Origin of the sequence: Streptomyces sp. NPDC053069, assembly GCF_044546895.1 — a bacterium.
Classification (GTDB): domain Bacteria; phylum Actinomycetota; class Actinomycetes; order Streptomycetales; family Streptomycetaceae; genus Streptomyces.
Map to the genome: position 1 here is coordinate 372945 of NZ_JBITZN010000001.1, position 16337 is coordinate 389281.

Sequence of the window (16337 nt, forward strand, 5' to 3'; positions counted from 1 at the left end):
AGATCACTTCGCGTAGGGTCCCAGTAGGCCACTGGAGGCCCGGCAATCACGGCATTCGGTGCGCCGGGCCCTGCCGGCCTACTTCCGATGGCGCAATGCCCACGGCAACCACCGCGCCTGCCGAGACCGATGAACAGGTCCAGGACCTGCCGGCCGGTCGACGGAGACGGGCGTACCGCCCTGCAGGGCGGTGGGACGTCAACCGGTCTGTTTCGCGCGGGAAGGCATCCGGGGCAGCGTCCTGTGCCCCGGCCCGGTCAACACCCCCTCCTGCGGGAGCTGTTCGCCGAGGACGCCGAGCCGGCCGCGCGCCGCCTGGCGCACGTCCCAGTCGTCCGGTTCACGGAGGCCGGGGAAATCGCCGCGGCGGTCGCGGTCCTCGCCGGCGACGACTCCTCCTGGGTGAGCGCCACCGACTTCCTGGTGGACGGCTGGATCACGCGTGTACCGGACCCGGGCCGGCCGGTCAACCTCGGTGGCCGCGCCGTCAGTGCGTGAGGGTAGGGTGTCGCCGTGGACATGTCGACCCCTGGGTGGTATCCGGACCCGTGGCACGAGGGCGGCGGCCCGGCCGGGCATCGGTGGTGGGACGGCGCGACCTGGACCGAGCATGTGCAGGCGCCGCAGCCGCCCGCCGGGGGCAAACAACGCCACGGCCTGGTCGTGGGCCTCATAGCCGGCGCCCTCGTGCTGGTCGCCGGGGGTGTCACGGCGACGGTGGTACTGACTGGCGGCGACGGCGGCCACAAGTCACCGTCGGCCCACGGGCCCGCCTCCCCTGACCCGCACACGCCGAGCCCGTCGGCGTCGCACCGCGCCCAGTCGAGCCCTTCCGGCTCCGCGGGCGAGGGCCGCCTCGGTGGCGTGAGCCGGCCCCCGGGGCAGCGCCCGGCCGTCACCGGACACGTCGACGACACGGTCAACGGCCTTCGCGTTCCCGTGCTGCGCGGCTGGCGGGGCACCTCCACCAAGAACGGCGCGGGCCTCGGGTACGGCACCGTGTACCACTGCCCGGCGGTGCCCGCCGACTACTGCCTGCCCGGCGGGGCGTACACGCGGGTCATCGCCCATCCTGGCGACCTGCCCCTCAAGGAGCTGGCAGAGGCCGAGATCGGCGAGGTCGCGCAGAGCACGTACGGTACCAACAGGAGCGGCCGGAAGGACTACGGCGGTATCACCGGACATCGCCGGACCGCCGCAGGGGCTGTGACGGTCGCGGGCCGGCAGGGGTACTTCATCCGCTGGAAGGTCAGCACGGGCAAGGGGCCCGGCGCCGTCGTGGAAGCGGTGGTGTTCCCCTCGCCGCGGGTCCAGGGCCGCTATCTGCTGCTCGGCTTCGGCTTTGACGACAACAGCGGGGGCCCGTCCGTGACGGACATGCAGTGGATCACTGAGGGCATCGAGCGCCTCGCCGGCAGCGGCAGCGGCAGCAGCAGCGGCAGCGGCACCAGCGTCTGACCGTGGCGCCGCCCGGCCGTCACAGGAACGTCCGGCCCTCGCCGCGGTACGTCGGCGCGGTCGCTGTGGCCTTGAGTTCTCCAGGTCGGTCACGTCCCCCATGGCTTTTCTCCCCGCGGGACGATCTCGTCGGCCAACTCGTACGACACCGACCATGACCGGGACGGACGAAGCTTCCGGCAAGGGCCGGGCCGGCGCAGGACCGTACTACCTGCTCTTGATTTGTACGCGCTTGATGTTCACCGGCAGCGTCGGAAAGCCGTCTCCCGGCCCGTTCTGGTCGTCCTCGCCGCCCCCCGCGATCTTCTGGAGCACGTCGAGGCCCGCGGTGACTTTGCCGAACGGCGTGTAGGCGGGCGAGAGTTTGGTGTCCTTCCAGACGAAGAAGAACTGGCTTCCGTTGGTGTTGGGCCCAGCGTTGGCCATCGCCACCGTCCCCGCAGGATAGGTCGCCCCGGTCAAGTTCTCGTCGGGGAAGGAGTAACCGGGCCCGCCACTCCCGGTGCCGGTCGGGTCGCCGCACTGGAGCACGTAGATGCGCGCGGTGGTGAGCCGGTGGCAGTGCGAGCGGTCGAAGTAGTGGCGCTGGGCGAGGAACTTGAAGGAGTACGTGGTGCAGGGAGCCTTGTCGGTCAGTGCCCGGAAGGTGATCGCGCCCTGGCCGGTGCGCAGCGTCGCGCTGTACGGCTTGGCGGCTTTCACCGGGTCGAAGACCGGTATCCCCTTGAAGTTGTCTGCGGGAACGGCCGGCGTGTAGGTGCAGGCGGCAGGGGGCGGGGTGTCGGCCGCGGCCTGCGTCGCGATGCCGAGCAGGAGCAGGGCGGAGGCGGTGAGCAGGGCGCTTGGCTTACGGAGCACGAGACGGTTCCCTTCGGGTCAGCACCGCATGGGTATGTCATGGCCGCCTCATCCTGCCCGCTCCGTCGTCCGGGTGAAACCCCGCGCCACGACCGTCAAGCTGGGCCGGCGGGCACCACGGCAACCGGGCGGCAGGACACGGACAGCACGACGGGCAGTCCTCTGACCGGCCCGCCGGCTGCGGCCGTGGCGGTGCCCCTGGCACACCCCGGGTGGCCACTTCCAGGACTCCGGGCCTTCCCGGCGGCTGTAGGCACAGGCGTGCCGGGAACCACTCGGCGTCGTCCCGGCCGAGTCTCCAGAGCCGCGTAGGCGATCAGCGCAAGCATGACGACCAGAGAGCGTGCCGTATGCCGCGCGGATCGCGAGGGTCGGGCGCCTCGGCCAGACGCTCCAGCAGGCCCGGGTCCTGCCCGGGTACGGCCCCGGGATGCTCGCGGAGTTGGTCGAAGGCAAGCGGGACCGGCGACGGCGCGTCGGCAGGCACGGTTCATTCGCCCGCGGTGTCCTCGGCCTCCCAGCGAAGCAGGTCGCCTGGCTGGCACTCGAGCACCTCGCAGAGCGCGGCGAGCGTCGCAAAGCGCACCGCCTTGGCGCGGCCGTTCTTGAGTACCGCCAGGTTGGCGGGCGTGATCCCTACGCGGTCCGCAAGTTCGCCCACGGACATCTTCCGCCTGGCCAGCATCACGTCGATGTCGACGGCGATCGGCATCAGATCACCTCGTCCAACTCGGCCTGCATCTGCGCCGCTTCGGCGTCGCGGGCGACGGCCTGGGCGAGCAGCATGCGCAGCACGAGCACGATGAGCGCGACTCCCAGGATCGCCACGCCAATCCCGCCCATGATGAGGGTGACGCCCGGGTCGTCCCGCTGGCCGGGCGCATTCAGGGCCGTGACCGCGAACCACACGAGAGCAGCCGCAACGATCGCTCCGATGATGACGTCCACGTACCGGAAGGCGGCGTGGGAGAACACGGTTCCGCGTCGCACCATCGTTACCAGTCGCCATACACAGACCAGGGCGACCTGGGCCGTCCCGATGCCCAGGATCGTGATCACGCGCAGCGGGGTCAGCGGGAGTGACCCGCCCTCCGGGTCACTCCCGCTGACCAACGCCCACACCATCAATGCCTGGACGAACACGGTGCCGGCGAGCACCACCACGAGCACGGCGCGCAGCGCGTGCACTGTCAGCCTTCCCATTGACCCACCCTTCCATCGAAGCACGATGGAAATCTATCGAATCTCGATAGGTGAAGCAAGGGTCGGGTCGGGGGGCGGGCGCACCTTGGCAGGACGCCGCCCCCCTCCCGCAGCATGGTGCGATGCGAAGGTTTTCGATCTTGCCGAAGTCGACCGCGCGTCTTCCCGGATCAGGGATGGCCGGTGTCAGTGACCGCGGCTAACGTGCGCGCATGTTCTCATCACTGCCCGATGGGCTTCCGCCGGGCCGTTGCCTCCCCGAAGTCGTCCAAGGCGACGCCTCACCACCGCGCATGTGGCTGTCCGAGGAACCAGTTTCGGACCCCGTGGGGTCGTGGACGCACTGCCAGAGTGCACGGCAGGAAACCGGACTGTGGCCACTGCTCGTCTCCACCCCATACGGACCTGGACGACCCACCGCCCTCGCGGCCATCGACGCACTGGACCTTCACGACGTGCTGGAGCGGGACTGGCACTCCTATCGAGCCTTCCAGCTGAGGCAGCTTGCGATGCCGCAAGAACCGCAGGACCTGCCAGAGGGCGTCGAACCCTGGGACGAGGATCCCGGGGCGCCGTTCGACCGGTGGCCCGGCCTGGCGGCCGGCATCCCTTCCCCGGCCGGAGCCGACCCTGATGCCGCCGCCCGCACCGCCATCGCCCGGCTCACGGACGGCCCTTACCCGCTGCCCAAGCCTCATCTGGCCCTGGTTCCGGCCACCCGCTCCGCCGACATTCCCGCGGTCATGGGCTGGCAGGCGGAAGCCCCTTTGCCCCTGCTGTGCGCCCTGCTCCGCAGTTGGGAGGACCGCTTCGGTGCACGGGTCGTCGCCTTTGACGGCGCAATGATTCACGTCTCCGTCGCCCGCCCGCCCCGGGACGCCGATCATGCCACCCATCTCGCTCTCGAACATGTGCTGACGGGCGCCGACAACGTCAACGACGGCACCGTCCCGTATCCCGACTACGCCGCCTCACTCGTCAACTCTCCCGTCTGGTCCTTTTGGTGGGACTGACAACGGCCGACACAACAAGCCGAGCTGCCGGTGTGTGATCAGGCAGCAGGCGAGTTTCAGGAAGGCTTCATGGATGTCGGCTCGGCGTTCCCAACGGACGCGGAGGCGCCGGAAGCCGTGGAGCCAGGCGAAGCTCCGCTCGATCACCCAGCGACAAGTGCCAAGCCCCGTGCCGTGTCGGGTGCCGCGGCGGGCGATGGCCGGCACGATCCCACGGGCCCGGACTTGGTCGCGGTACAGGCCGTGATCGTAGCCACGGTCGGCGAACAGCGAGTCGGCTTGCGCCCGGGGACGGCCCACCCGGCCGCGGATGGGTGGGATCGCGACAAGCAGCGGCAGCAGCTGGGTGACGTCGTTCCTACGGTATGGCGACACGCAAACGTCCCCGGCGAACGCCAGGAAGTGGTGCCGTCTCATTGGCGGGTGCCAGGTCAGCACCGAAGCAGCGCCGGAACTCAACACTTCACGGTCGCCGGTCAGGGCAGCGTCCAGAACCGGACCGTGACGAGGTAGAAGACGACAACCCAGAAGGCCATCGCCACCACGACGACACCGAGGCCACAAAGGTTGGCCCTTGCCGGTTCGTCCGGCGGTGGCCGCAGCCATCGCCCGAGCAGCGGGTTCACGTAGTAGGGCATGGTCAGGAAGCTCATGAGGAAACTCGACAGCAGGTTGCCCACGAGCAGGCCGATCCAGAGCGGCATGTGCAGCGGGGACAGAGCGAGCGTCAGCAGTACGACCGTCGGGTACAGGCCGACCCAGACGGCGAGGGAGGTCCTGGTCTCGGAGGGCGGCGGCGGTGCCTGCTTGCCGTTGCCCTCGAAGGCGAACCAGCTGCCGAACGAGTTGTCGATCATACGCAGTTTGAAGTCGCTGAACTTCTCGCCCTCGGCCAGGATCTCCTGCCGTTGGGGCGACGTCAGCCAGGCGTCGAGGTGCTCGGCGCTGTCGTAGCGGTACAGCGTGGTCCATTCCTCCTGGAGTCCCTCGATGGGGCGGAAGAGCTCGGTCCCGCGAAACCCCTCGAACTTGCTCTCCTCCTGGACCATGCGGTGCTGCCAGGCGAGGAAGTCGTCGACCTGGTTCGGGGAGACGCGATGAGTGACCACCACGGTGACCAGCGGATCCAGTGACTGGGTGCCGCTGCTGACCACCTGCTGGGTCGCCGGGCCGTCGAAGTACTTGGCGCCGACGTCGAGATACGTCTGCCTGGTCGCGCTGTTGATCCACGCCTGCAGATGCGCCACGGAGTCGAACCGGTACACGACGACCCAGTCGGGTTGCAGCGGTGTCGGCGGGGAGATCTCGGCGCCCAGGAATCCGGGGTAGTAGGAGGCCGCGGTGTTGAGGTCCCGCTGCCACGACTCGAATTCCCGTTCCATCCCGGGCAGGACCTTCTGGCCGATGATCGCCGTCGCCGCGGCGGCTACATTCCTTTCGGTGTTCATGGTGGCTCAACCTGTCGACACCGACTGCTGCGCAGGGAGCCGGCTGTAAATGCGTTCCGGGGTCAGCGGCAGCGCACGGTAGCGGACGCCCGTGGCGTCATACACCGCGTTCGCGAGCGCGGGAGCGACCGGGTTGATACAGCACTCCGCCATCCCCTTCGCCCGCATGGGCCCCACCGAATCCGCCGAGTCCACCAGGAGGACTTCGGTACGGGGGATGTCGGCGTAGGTGGGGATGCGGTAGTTCCGGAAGTTCGGGTTGACCATGACGCCGCTCTCGTCGAGGTGATGGTTCTCGGTCAGCGCGAAGCCGATTCCCTGGGCGACACCGCCCTCCACCTGTCCCCGGACCTGCGCCGGGTTGATGATCACCCCGGCGTCCGCCGCCTGCACGCTGTACAGGATCCGTATCTCACCCGTCACGCGGTGCACGGCGACCCTGAACCCCTGCGTGTTGGAGGTGACGCTCCGGGGCGAGCCGTATGCCTTGCGTGCGGCGGTGAAGCGGATTCCCCGGGTCCGGGCCAGCGCGACAAGTTCGGCCAGCGACACCCGCCGGTCCCCGCAGACGACACCGTCGTCGTCCATCGAGCACATCACGACATGGACGCCCGTGTGGGCCGCGGCGAATTCGAGGATGCGGTCGCGCACGGCATTGGCCGCCCGCAGGACCGCGTTGCCCGCCACGAAGAGACCTGCGCTCGCGAAGGCACCGGTGTCGAATCCCGTGCGGTCGGTGTCGGACTGCACCAGACGGATCCGCGAGGGTGTCGTGCCCAGCTGGTTGGCTGCGATCTGGACATGGGCCGTGGAGGTTCCCTCCCCGAACTCCGGTGTCCCGACGGCCAGTTCGTAGATGATGTCGTCGCCCAGCGTGACCCAGGCCTCGGACAGGTGTTCCGTCGGGGGTGCGGTCTCGTGCAGGGAACTCGCGACGCCGGCTCCGACGAGCCACTCGGGACCCGGGGGCGGCTGGTCGGCGGTACGAGCCAGGGCGTCGCCCACCAGGTCGATGCACTTGGCGAGCCCGTCCTCGGTGAAGATCACGTCGTCGGGGCCTTCGTGCATGGCGAGCAGGGGCTCACCCGGTCGCACGATGTTGCGTCGGCGCAGTTCCAGCGGGTCGATGTGAAGAGCGCGGGCCAGTTCGTCCATCGCCGACTCCACGGCGAACGCCGGCTGCGTCATCCCGTAACCCCGCAGCGCCCCGCTCGGCACGGTGTTCGTGTAGACGGAGTACGCGTCGTACTTCTTGTTGGGGCAGCGGTAGATCATGACGGCGGCTCCGCCCGCGTACACCGTTTCGCCGCCGTGGTTGCCGTAGGCGCCCGTGTTCGACACGTTGCGTACCTGGAAGGCGGTGAGCGTTCCGTCGGCCTTCGCGCCGAGCTTGACCGTCAGGGTCATCGGATGCCGGGGCGAGGCCGTGGTGAACTCCTCCTCACGGGTGTATTCGAGACAGGTGGGCCGGCCGGTGTCCAGGGTGGCGAGGGCAACCAGATCCTCCGCGATCACTTCCTGCTTGCCGCCGAATCCGCCGCCGACGCGCTTGCAGAACACCCTCACCTGGTCCGGGCGCAGCGCGAACAGGTACTCCAGTTTGACCTTCGCGATCGATGGTGACTGCGAACTGGTACGGACGTTCAGCCGGCCGTCCTCCATCCAGGCGATCGAACCGTGAGTCTCCAGATGCGCGTGCTGCACCCGCGGTGAGAAGTACGTGCCTTCGTGGATCACGTCTGCCGCGGCGAATCCCGCGTCGACGTCGCCGATGTGCGAGTGGAGTTCGAGCAGGATGTTGTGGACGGGGTCGCGGGAGCCGTGCAGTTGGGGTGCGCCGTCGGCCATCGCCGCCTCAGGGTCGAATACCGCCGGCAGCACCTCGTACCCGACCGCGAGACGCCGGCAGCCCTCCTCGGCCGCCCCGACCGTGTCGGCCAGGACCGCGGCCACGCGCTGGCCGGCGAAGCGGACCGTGTCGTCGAGGATGTAGGTGTCGTCCGGGTCGACCAGGTGGTCGGTGTGGATCGCCGTGGTGAAGCGTCTGCGGGGTACGTCATCCCAGGTGTAGACCCGGTGCACGCCGGGCACCGCGAGGGCGGCGCTCTTGTCGATCGAGAGGATCCGGGCGTGCGCGTGGGGTGAGTGCAGCACCTTGAGGTGCAGCATGCCGTCGATCTGCGTGTCCATGGTGAACTCGGCGTGCCCCGTCACCACGTCGTGGCCCGCCGGCGCGCCGACGCTCTTCCCGACGGCTTTGCCCGGTGCTGCCGTCTCCACCGCACTGACACCCTTCACGGCGTCCTCGATCGCCCGGTATCCGGTACAGCGGCAGAGGTTGCCCTTCAGCGCCCGTGGCAGATCCGCCTTCTGGTCCTCGGTGAAGGTCGCCGACGTCATGATCATCCCTGCGGTGCAGAAACCGCACTGGAACCCCGGCGCTTCCTCGAACTGCCGCTGCACGGGATGCAGGGCGCCGGGCCGTCCAAGGCCTTCGATCGTGGTCACCTCACGGCCGTCCGCACGGAACGCGGGGGTGATGCAGCTGTGTACCGGTACGCCGTCGAGCCACACCGTGCAGGCGCCGCAGTCGCCCGCGTCGCAGCCTTTCTTGACACCGAAGTGGCCGAGTTCGCGCAGGAAGGTGCGCAGGCACTGGCCGGGGGCCGGCTCCCGGCCGAATTCCTTGCCGTTCACGATGTAGCTCATGCCAAGTCCCCAGCCGTGAGTTCGCGGCGGATCTCTTCGGCGAAGTGCCGTGTGAGATGCCGACGGTGGTCAGGGGTCCCATTGGGATCGGCGAACCAGACGTCGGCAGGCACGGCGTCGATGCTCTGCTGCAGGGTTCGGGCATCGGGCAGGGAGTCGAAGGCGATGCGTACCGGCCGTGTGGTGCCGGCGGTGACGGTGAGCAGCAGGTCATCCGCTCCCAGCCGTTGCGTGCCGACGAGGAACACCGTCGACCGGCCGAGCCGGGTCAGCGTGAAACGACGGTGCGCGGTGCGTTTGCGCAGCGCGTGCGCCGGAATGGTGATGCGCCGAAGGATCTCTCCGGGGGAGAGGACGTTGCGGTGGTCGCCCGTGACGAAATCAAGGGCGTCCACGAAGCGCACGGAGCCATCGGCCGCCCACAGTTCGTACTGCGCCTCCAGCGCGACCGTCAACGTGATCATCGGGCCGGCAGGCAAGGACATGCAGATGTTTCCGCCGACGGTCGCCGCGTTCCAGACCTTGAACGAGGACAGGAACGCCTCACAGCTCTTCTGGAAGAGAATTCCGGCGGTCCAGTCTCCCGGCCAGGGGAAGACGTACAGGTCGCGAATGGTGCATGTGGCGCTGATCTCCAGGCCCTCGTCCGTCGGAACAAGAGGCTCCCAGCCCAACGCCGTCAGGTCGATCAGCCGTCGCAGGTCCGGCTGCTCCGTGGAATAGAGCCATGTTCCGCCTGCGAGCCAGGCATCGCCCTCGTGCCAGTCCATGCCTGGCCGCTCGGACGGTCGCCGGATTACTTCGGTGATGGTGTTGAGGTCCATGAGAACCGACCTACGGGAGAACGGACCTACGAGAAGGCAACCGTCCCTGGCACTGTTGGAGTAGATCTCCCGCTGACCGAGCTGGTGTCGGCCGCCATGCCACACCGTTGGGGGCGGCTGAGCCGCGACGGCCGGCGGGCACTGAAACTCTTGCTACAGCTTATCCCAGCGGATGAGGGCCCGGCCGAGGACAGCTGACAGTAGCCGGTGCGCCCCGGACAGCCACCCCCGCAGTTCATCGGGCGCCCATGCCCCGGGTCGACGCCGGAGGACAGCATCGAGCGCGATCTCCCTTCTCCCCTGTGCCGGCCCCCTCCGATCACATGGGACCATGGCCGGCACCAGTGCGCACACGCGTCACCTGAGTCTGCCCGCGATGGGACCGCGGCCCGGCGGACCGCGGAGAGCACCAGCAGGTCGAGAACCAGATCGACTGCATTCACCTGCGATCGAGCCACGGCCGACTTGGCCGCAGACAGTGCCACTCGTTCCACACGCCGTACGGCTCGGAGTCCCTTCAATGGAGCCTGGGCCGGACAGGCCCCGGACAGACGGTTTACCTCCAGCTCATCGAAGAGTCCCCACGCCTGCGGTGGGGCCGCAACCGCGAAGCGTACGAACAGGGGCTCCACGCCGTCGGTCTCCGACAGTTGGCGATGCGGGCTCCACAGCAGCGACGTCTTCGCGCACCCCGGCTCCCCGGCAACCAGCTGGGCGCTCACTGATGACCAGCCCGGCGAGTTGACCCGGCTGCCGCGCGGCCGGGTGAGCTGCACATGGTCCGGCGTCGTAAGAGCGCGGTTCCAGTCGTCGTGTCCCCCCTGCCGTGATGTAGGGATCAGCCCTCGGTGGTGCCGGGGAGGGCCTCGCCGCCAGCCGGCACCGCACATGACCTTGCGGATGCCCTTGACCAGCTGGATTGGCTGTCGGAGACAACCAACCGCACCCCGCAAAGCCCCGCTGGCGCAAGCTGCGCAAGAACGCGGTCCAGGACGCCCACCCCGGTACAGATCCGCGAGACCTCATTCTTGGAGATGCCGGTGTCCGCACCCAGGGGCACGTATGCCCCCATCACCACCGCATACAAGGCCCGGTCGATCCGGCGGCGGCGCTCCAGCAGCGAGGGGAAGAAGGGCGTCCGCGCGGCATCCACAGAGGCAGCAGATGGTCCCCGGCCGGGCGCAGGGCCAGGGCAGCCGTGCCCGACGGCGGCCCGTCAGGTCAGGCTCGACGGGACGATCCCGTAACGGCGCATCTTGCGGTACATGGTGGCCCGGGAGATCCCGAGGTCCTGCGCGGTGCGCTGGACGTTGGAGTTGCGGTCCATCAATCCACGCAGAATGGCGTCGCGTTCCAGCGCCTCGATGGTGGTCAGGACCTTGTTCGACGACACCCGGCATTCCGGCGGCAGGTGCTCCACCTGGATCACCCGGCCGGAAGGGCGCCGTGCCAGGCCGCGGATCACCGACTCCAGCTGCCGGACGTTCTCCGGCCAGGGGCATCGCTGAAGCAGGGACAGCGCGTCAGGGGAGAAGGTGCTCTCGCCGCTCGGCCGGTACCTGCGCAGGAACAGCCGCGCCAGGTGTTCGATGTCCCTGTAGCGATGACGCAGGGGCGGCACTTCCACCGTGGCACCGCAGAACTGGTCCGGCTGGTCGTCGGTACTGACCATCGAGGGTTGGCTGGTCATCACCAATTGCCCCGCAGTGGAACCGTCCAGGTGCGTCAACAGGCTCCTCAGCCGCTGCCGCAGCTGGTCGCCCAGCGTGTGGACGTCGCGCAGGACGAGCACGTTGGAAGGTACGGCAAGCAGCTCGCCGATGTCGTGCAGCCAGCGCTCGGTGACGGCCGGTGCATCCGACAGCGGCGGCTGAGCCATCTCCAGCCGGCGTCCGGCGCCATGGGCCCGGTGCAGGGCTTCCACCAGCGTTCTCTTGCCGACGCCGGCTTCGCCGAGGAGATGAAGCCATGTTCCGGCGACGAACGCCGCTTCGCTGTCGGCGACCGCGCGCAACCACTGCGGGGAACAGCCCACCAGTCCCAGGACCGGCCGGGCGGGGGTGGCGGAAACCGCGGGGCCGGGCCGGGAGCGCCCGATCAGCCGGACTCGGAGGACGGCGCCCGCGTCGCTGTCCTCGCGCCGACAGCGACTGACCCTGAGTTCGGCGACCCGCCCGGAGGGCAGGGCGATGCTGGGCGTCCCCTCCATCCGGGGGTCGTCGGCGATCTCACGTGCGTGGTCGAGCAGCGCATAGTGGTCAGGCCCGGTCACCGCCGCCCTGAGCTGCTCGTTCATCATGACGACATCGCGGTTGAGGGCCAGCACGGGCCCCGGTCGCACCGAGGAGCACGCCGCCATGTAGTCCTGGAAAAGAGCCCGCTCACGCCGCGAGGTGATCGCCGCGATCTCGGCCTCGATCTGGGCCGCGACCGAGCGGGCGAAGGCCATCAGCATGCCGTCGGAGCCCTGACGGATGGTGGTGAGGTTGAAGGCTCCCAGCAGGGTGCGCCGGGTGGGGTGCAGGATCGGTACGGCCGCGCAGTGGAAGTTCCGCAGCTCTTCGACGTAGTGCTGCCTTCCGGCGATCATGACCGGCCGGCCGCTGGCCAGCGCGGTCCCGATGCCGTTGGTGCCCACGTAGCGCTCGGCGAACACATGGCCCGGGGCCAGACGCACGCGGTTGAGGTGCGTCGTCAGACCCTCGTGGGACACCTTCCGGGACAGCACCACACCGTTCCGGTCCGTGATCATCGTGGACACCGGGTCGTCGGCGAGCTGCTCGTGCAGCCTGTCCAGGATCGGCAGCGCCGCCCTGGCCAGGGGACTGTCCAGATTGGGGTTGTCCAGGTAAGGCGCGTCAAGGCTGCCCGACTTCACGTTGTACTCGAGCGAGCGTTGCCAGGAGGCGACCACGAGCGGCCGGGCGCTCGGGTCCTTGGTGACTTCCAGATAGAGCTCTCTGGCTGCTCTCAGTGAGCTCCCGGGCTGGTGTCGGGGCATTTAACACTCCCGTGCGGCGCGCGTCACATTCCTCGGTGCAGTGATTGGACCAGCCCGGCCGCGCCGGCGCCTACGACGTGTATCACATTGAGACATCCGCGGACGGATTCTGAGACATCCACCTGCGAACGGCGGCCTGTGTAATCGGCGCACCACTCACCCGCCGACTCGCAGGGAGCCGCCATGAAAGCCGTGCAGGTCATCGAGTACGACGAGCCGCCCGTGCTCGTGGACGTGCCGGACCCGCAGATCACCGGTCCGCTGGATGTGATCGTGAAGATCGGGGGCGCCGGGGTCTGCCGGACCGATCTGCACATCCTCGAAGGACAGTGGAAGGAGAAGAGCGGGGTCGCCCTTCCGTACACGATCGGGCACGAGAACGCCGGCTGGGTCGCGGAGGTCGGGCAGGCCGTCACCCACGTCAAGGTCGGTGATCCGGTCATCCTGCACCCGCTGGTGACCTGCGGTCTGTGCCGCGCCTGCCGGGCCGGCGACGACGTGCACTGCATGAACTCGGCCTTCCCCGGGATCGACACCGACGGGGGCTACGCCGAGTACCTGAAGACCACCGCCCGCTCGGTGGTGCCCCTCGCCCCCTCCCTGGAGCCTGCCTCGGTGGCGGCCCTGGCCGACGCCGGGCTCACGGCGTACCACGCAGTCGCCAAGGCGACCCGGGTGCTGCGGCCCGGTGACAGGGCCGTGGTCATCGGCGCCGGCGGACTCGGACACATCGGCATTCAGGTGCTGCGGGCCCTCTCACCGGTCGAGATGATCGTCATCGACCGCAGCCCCGAGGCCCTCGCGCTGGCCAAGGAACTCGGCGCCGACCACACGCTCGTCGCGGACGGCAGCGAGGCCGACCGCGTGCGGGACCTCACCGCGGGGCACGGCGCGGAGGCCGTCCTCGACTTCGTCGGTGAGGGCGGCGCCGTCGAGACGGGCGTGGCCTGCCTGCGCCGCAACGGCAACTACTACGTCATCGGCTACGGCGGCCACCTCCACGTGCCCACGATCGACGTCATCTCCACGGAGATCAACTTCATCGGCAACCTCGTGGGGTCCTACAACGACCTCTCCGAGCTGATGGTCCTGGCGGCACGCGGCAAGGTCACCCTGCACACCCAGCGGTACCCCCTCGCCTGCTTCCAGCAGGCCCTCGACGACCTGGACGCCGGCGCCGTGCGCGGCCGAGCGGTTCTCGTTCCCTGACACCGCAGGAGAAAGCCCCATGCGCAGCAGACCGTTCACGGGCCTGGTCGCCGTCGCGGCCGTCGCGGCCCTGACCGCCACCCGCATGCACCGCCCAGAACCAGGCACAGGAAAAGCCCAAGGAAAAGGCCGCGCTCTTCAAGCCCGGCTCGGAGATCAGCTACCGGAAGTACGGCAAGAACTACCCGGCGACGAAGGTCAAGGACGTCCCCGGACCCTGCAGCTATGAGTCGATCAGCCGCAAGGACTACTCCGGACAGACACTGAAGATCATCAGCCACGCCGTTCCCGTCATCGGCGAGCCGACCCAGCTGCACGCCAAGCAGTTCGAGGACATCACCGGCGGGAAGGTCGAGGTGGTCAACGTCCCCTTCGGCGAACTGCACCAGAAGATCCTCACGCCCCTGCAGGCGGGCCAGCCGGCGTACGACGTCATGTTCTACCCGTCCCTGTGGATCGGCGACATGGCCCCGTACCTGGCCCCGGTGCCGAAGAGGTACCTGGACACCCCCGGCATGAAGGACGTCACCAAGGCCTACATGGACGTGGCGACCTGGAACGGGAAGGTCGTGCAGTACCCGGTGGACGGTGACCGGCACTACCTCAAGGTCCGCACCGATGTGCTGAAGGACCCCAAGTGGCAGGCGGAGTACAGGAAGGCCACGGGCAAGGACCTGGAAATCCCCAGGACGTGGGCCGAATACCAGCAGATGGCCACGTTCTTCAGCGGCAAGGACGTCGACGGTGACGGCAAGCCCAACTACGGCAGTGCCGAGGTGACCAAGCGCGACGACCTGACCTTCTCCGCGTTCATCAGCCGTGCGGCGCCGTACGTGAAGAACCCGGACGTCAAGGGCGGAGTGTTCTTCGACGTCAAGACCATGAAGCCGCTGATCAACACGCCGGGCTTCGTCCGCGCCCTCGACGACATGGTGAAGGCCAAGTCGGCCTGGGCACCCGGCGGTGCCAACTTCGGCCTGGGGGACGAGATCTTCTCCTTCGGAGGCGGCCAGACGCTGATGTCCTACTCGTGGGACGACGCCTTCATCCAGGCCCAGCAGCCGGACAGCAGGATCCGCAACAAGGTTCAGGCCGCACCGCTGCCGGGCTCCACGGAGGTCTACAACCGGAACACGAAGTCGTGGGAGAAGAAGGCGAATCAGGCGCCCTACTTCACGTGGGGATGGACCTCGGCGGTGGCCAAGGCCTCGCGCCACCAGCAGATGGCCTTCGACTACCTGTGCTTCTTCAGCAACGAGGCCAACGCCGCACTCGACCTGACCATCGGCCGATTCGGTGTCAACCCCTACCGCAACGCCCACTTCGACCCGGCGTTCTGGGAGAAGCAGGGTTGGAACAAGGACGTCGCCGAGTCGTACGTGCGCACGCTCTCCGGCATGGAGAAGAGCACCAACCGCGTGTTCGACCTGCGCGTTCCCGGTGTCAACCAGTACATGTCCGCGCTGGCCAACGGTGTCGCCGCGGCTCTGGCGGGACAGAGCTCCCCGCAGCAGGCACTGGACGACGTGGCAAAGGAATGGTCCAAGATCACGGACCAGATCGGCAAGGACAAGGTCCAGAGCGCCTATCGCAACGTGGTCGCGCTTGAGGACAACTCCTGATCCGACGCGAGGACGCCCCGGGTGGCCGGACCGGACCGGCCGGCCACCCAGCGGCGCCCGCCCTCTTCCGCAAGGAGAACCATGGACGGCCTGCGCCGGCACAAGAGCATGTTCCTGCTGCCGGGACTGCTCACGCTCTTTCTGATCATCATCTTCCCGCTTCTGTTCACCATCCGCGTCAGCTTCTCCGGCTGGAACGTCAGCAACCCTCGGATGGACTTCATCGGTGGGGCCAACTACACCGCGATGCTGCACGACAGCCGGTTCTGGGCCTCCATCACCCGGCTGGTCCTGCTGGCGGGCGGCACGGTCCTGATCCAGTACGTCATCGGGTTCGGCATGGCCCTGCTGGTCTGGCGCAACGTGCGCGGCCGCAGATTCTGGCGGGTGCTCTTCCTCGTCCCCATGATGACCACGCCCGTGGTCATGGCCGCCATCTGGCAGACGATCTTCCATGAGTCGCTGGGGCCGCTGAACGATCTGCTGGGGATGCTGGGCCTGACGAAGATTCCCTGGCTCACCGAGTCCGGTCCGGCGCTGGTCGCGCTGATGACCGTCGAGGTCTGGCAGTGGACGCCCTTCATGTTCCTGCTGCTGCTGGCAGGCCTGCTCAGCCTTCCCAAGGAACCGTTCATGGCCGCCGCGATCGACGGCGCCGGCACCTGGCGCACCTTCTGGAAGGTGACCTTCCCGCTGATGGCACCGGTCTCGGTCGCGGCGATCATCATCCGGCTGATCGAGGCGTCGAAGATCTCCGACAGCGTCTACGTACTGACGTCCGGCGGGCCGGGGTCCTCCACGGAGACGCCGGGCTACTACCTGTACATCCAGGGGCTCCGCGATCAGCAGACCGGGTACAGCGGGGCGATGTCCCTGACCTATCTCGTCCTGATGATCGTCAGCCTCACGGTCGTCGCCGCTCTGCTCACCAGGGCCTTCAAGCTGAAGGGGGACTCATGAGGTCGCGCCTTTATCCCGTATTCAAATACACC

Annotated in this window: 12 protein-coding genes and 3 pseudogenes; 6 read left to right on the forward strand and 9 right to left on the reverse strand. The window is 68.4% G+C overall.

Annotation, left to right across the window (positions count from 1 at the left end; all coding sequences use genetic code 11):
* Positions 1-205 precede the first annotated feature (205 nt).
* Together ACIGXP_RS01605 and ACIGXP_RS01610 are read left to right on the forward strand one after the other, a co-directional pair.
* A pseudogene (locus ACIGXP_RS01605) lies at positions 206-498 on the forward strand (SDR family oxidoreductase); the annotation flags it as partial.
* A 21-nt stretch (positions 499-519) separates the two neighbouring features.
* Positions 520-1458 carry a DUF2510 domain-containing protein gene (locus ACIGXP_RS01610; RefSeq protein WP_399762896.1) on the forward strand — a complete coding sequence of 313 codons (939 nt, stop codon included), beginning with the start codon at positions 520-522 and terminating at the stop codon, positions 1456-1458.
* A 207-nt stretch (positions 1459-1665) separates the two neighbouring features.
* Here ACIGXP_RS01610 and ACIGXP_RS01615 read toward each other — a convergent pair whose 3' ends face one another.
* The 3 genes from ACIGXP_RS01615 to ACIGXP_RS01625 all read right to left on the reverse strand — a co-directional run bounded on the left by ACIGXP_RS01615 (position 1666) and on the right by ACIGXP_RS01625 (position 3519).
* The gene (locus tag ACIGXP_RS01615) at positions 1666-2316 is read right to left on the reverse strand and encodes a peptidylprolyl isomerase (RefSeq protein WP_363220180.1); all 651 of its coding nucleotides are present in this window, start codon (positions 2314-2316) and stop codon (positions 1666-1668) included.
* A 490-nt stretch (positions 2317-2806) separates the two neighbouring features.
* A complete protein-coding gene (locus tag ACIGXP_RS01620; protein ID WP_133024831.1) occupies positions 2807-3028 on the reverse strand; it encodes a helix-turn-helix transcriptional regulator in 222 nt (73 codons plus the stop codon).
* Positions 3028-3519, reverse strand: coding sequence for a DUF2975 domain-containing protein (locus ACIGXP_RS01625; protein WP_399762899.1), 492 nt, complete (start codon positions 3517-3519; stop codon positions 3028-3030). Before ACIGXP_RS01625 ends, ACIGXP_RS01620 begins: the two co-directional genes overlap by 1 nt.
* A gap of 455 nt (positions 3520-3974) precedes the next feature.
* Here ACIGXP_RS01625 and ACIGXP_RS01630 point away from each other — a divergent pair, with 455 nt between their 5' ends.
* Positions 3975-4532: a DUF4253 domain-containing protein gene (locus ACIGXP_RS01630; protein WP_399762901.1), complete on the forward strand. Its 558-nt coding sequence runs from the start codon at positions 3975-3977 to the stop codon at positions 4530-4532.
* Here the strand turns inward: ACIGXP_RS01630 and ACIGXP_RS01635 are convergent.
* From ACIGXP_RS01635 to ACIGXP_RS01660, 6 genes and pseudogenes are all read right to left on the reverse strand, one after another.
* Positions 4491-4895 (reverse strand): annotated as a pseudogene (locus ACIGXP_RS01635) (transposase); the annotation flags it as partial. The gene ACIGXP_RS01630 and the pseudogene ACIGXP_RS01635 sit on opposite strands and share 42 nt — an antisense overlap.
* Positions 4896-5008: 113 nt before the next feature.
* On the reverse strand, positions 5009-5980 hold the full coding sequence (locus ACIGXP_RS01640) for an antibiotic biosynthesis monooxygenase (protein WP_399762902.1): 972 nt from the start codon (positions 5978-5980) through the stop codon (positions 5009-5011).
* A 6-nt stretch (positions 5981-5986) separates the two neighbouring features.
* Positions 5987-8689 (reverse strand): molybdopterin-dependent oxidoreductase, encoded by a 2703-nt coding sequence (locus tag ACIGXP_RS01645; protein ID WP_399762903.1) that lies wholly within the window; start codon positions 8687-8689, stop codon positions 5987-5989.
* Positions 8686-9513: an FAD binding domain-containing protein gene (locus ACIGXP_RS01650; protein WP_399762905.1), complete on the reverse strand. Its 828-nt coding sequence runs from the start codon at positions 9511-9513 to the stop codon at positions 8686-8688. Before ACIGXP_RS01650 ends, ACIGXP_RS01645 begins: the two co-directional genes overlap by 4 nt.
* Positions 9514-10519: 1006 nt before the next feature.
* A pseudogene (locus ACIGXP_RS01655) lies at positions 10520-10645 on the reverse strand (transposase); the annotation flags it as partial.
* A gap of 84 nt (positions 10646-10729) precedes the next feature.
* A complete protein-coding gene (locus tag ACIGXP_RS01660; RefSeq protein WP_399762907.1) occupies positions 10730-12514 on the reverse strand; it encodes a sigma-54-dependent Fis family transcriptional regulator in 1785 nt (594 codons plus the stop codon).
* 183 nt (positions 12515-12697) lie between these two features.
* Between ACIGXP_RS01660 and ACIGXP_RS01665 the strand changes: the two genes are divergently transcribed.
* The 3 genes from ACIGXP_RS01665 (at position 12698) to ACIGXP_RS01675 (ending at position 16305) form a co-directional block, all read left to right on the forward strand.
* On the forward strand, positions 12698-13723 hold the full coding sequence (locus ACIGXP_RS01665; RefSeq protein WP_399762909.1) for an NAD(P)-dependent alcohol dehydrogenase: 1026 nt from the start codon (positions 12698-12700) through the stop codon (positions 13721-13723).
* 356 nt (positions 13724-14079) lie between these two features.
* Positions 14080-15345, forward strand: coding sequence for an ABC transporter substrate-binding protein (locus ACIGXP_RS01670; protein WP_399762911.1), 1266 nt, complete (start codon positions 14080-14082; stop codon positions 15343-15345).
* Between the two features lie 81 nt (positions 15346-15426).
* A complete protein-coding gene (locus ACIGXP_RS01675) occupies positions 15427-16305 on the forward strand; it encodes a carbohydrate ABC transporter permease (protein ID WP_399762913.1) in 879 nt (292 codons plus the stop codon).
* The last annotated feature ends 32 nt before the right edge of the window (positions 16306-16337 follow it).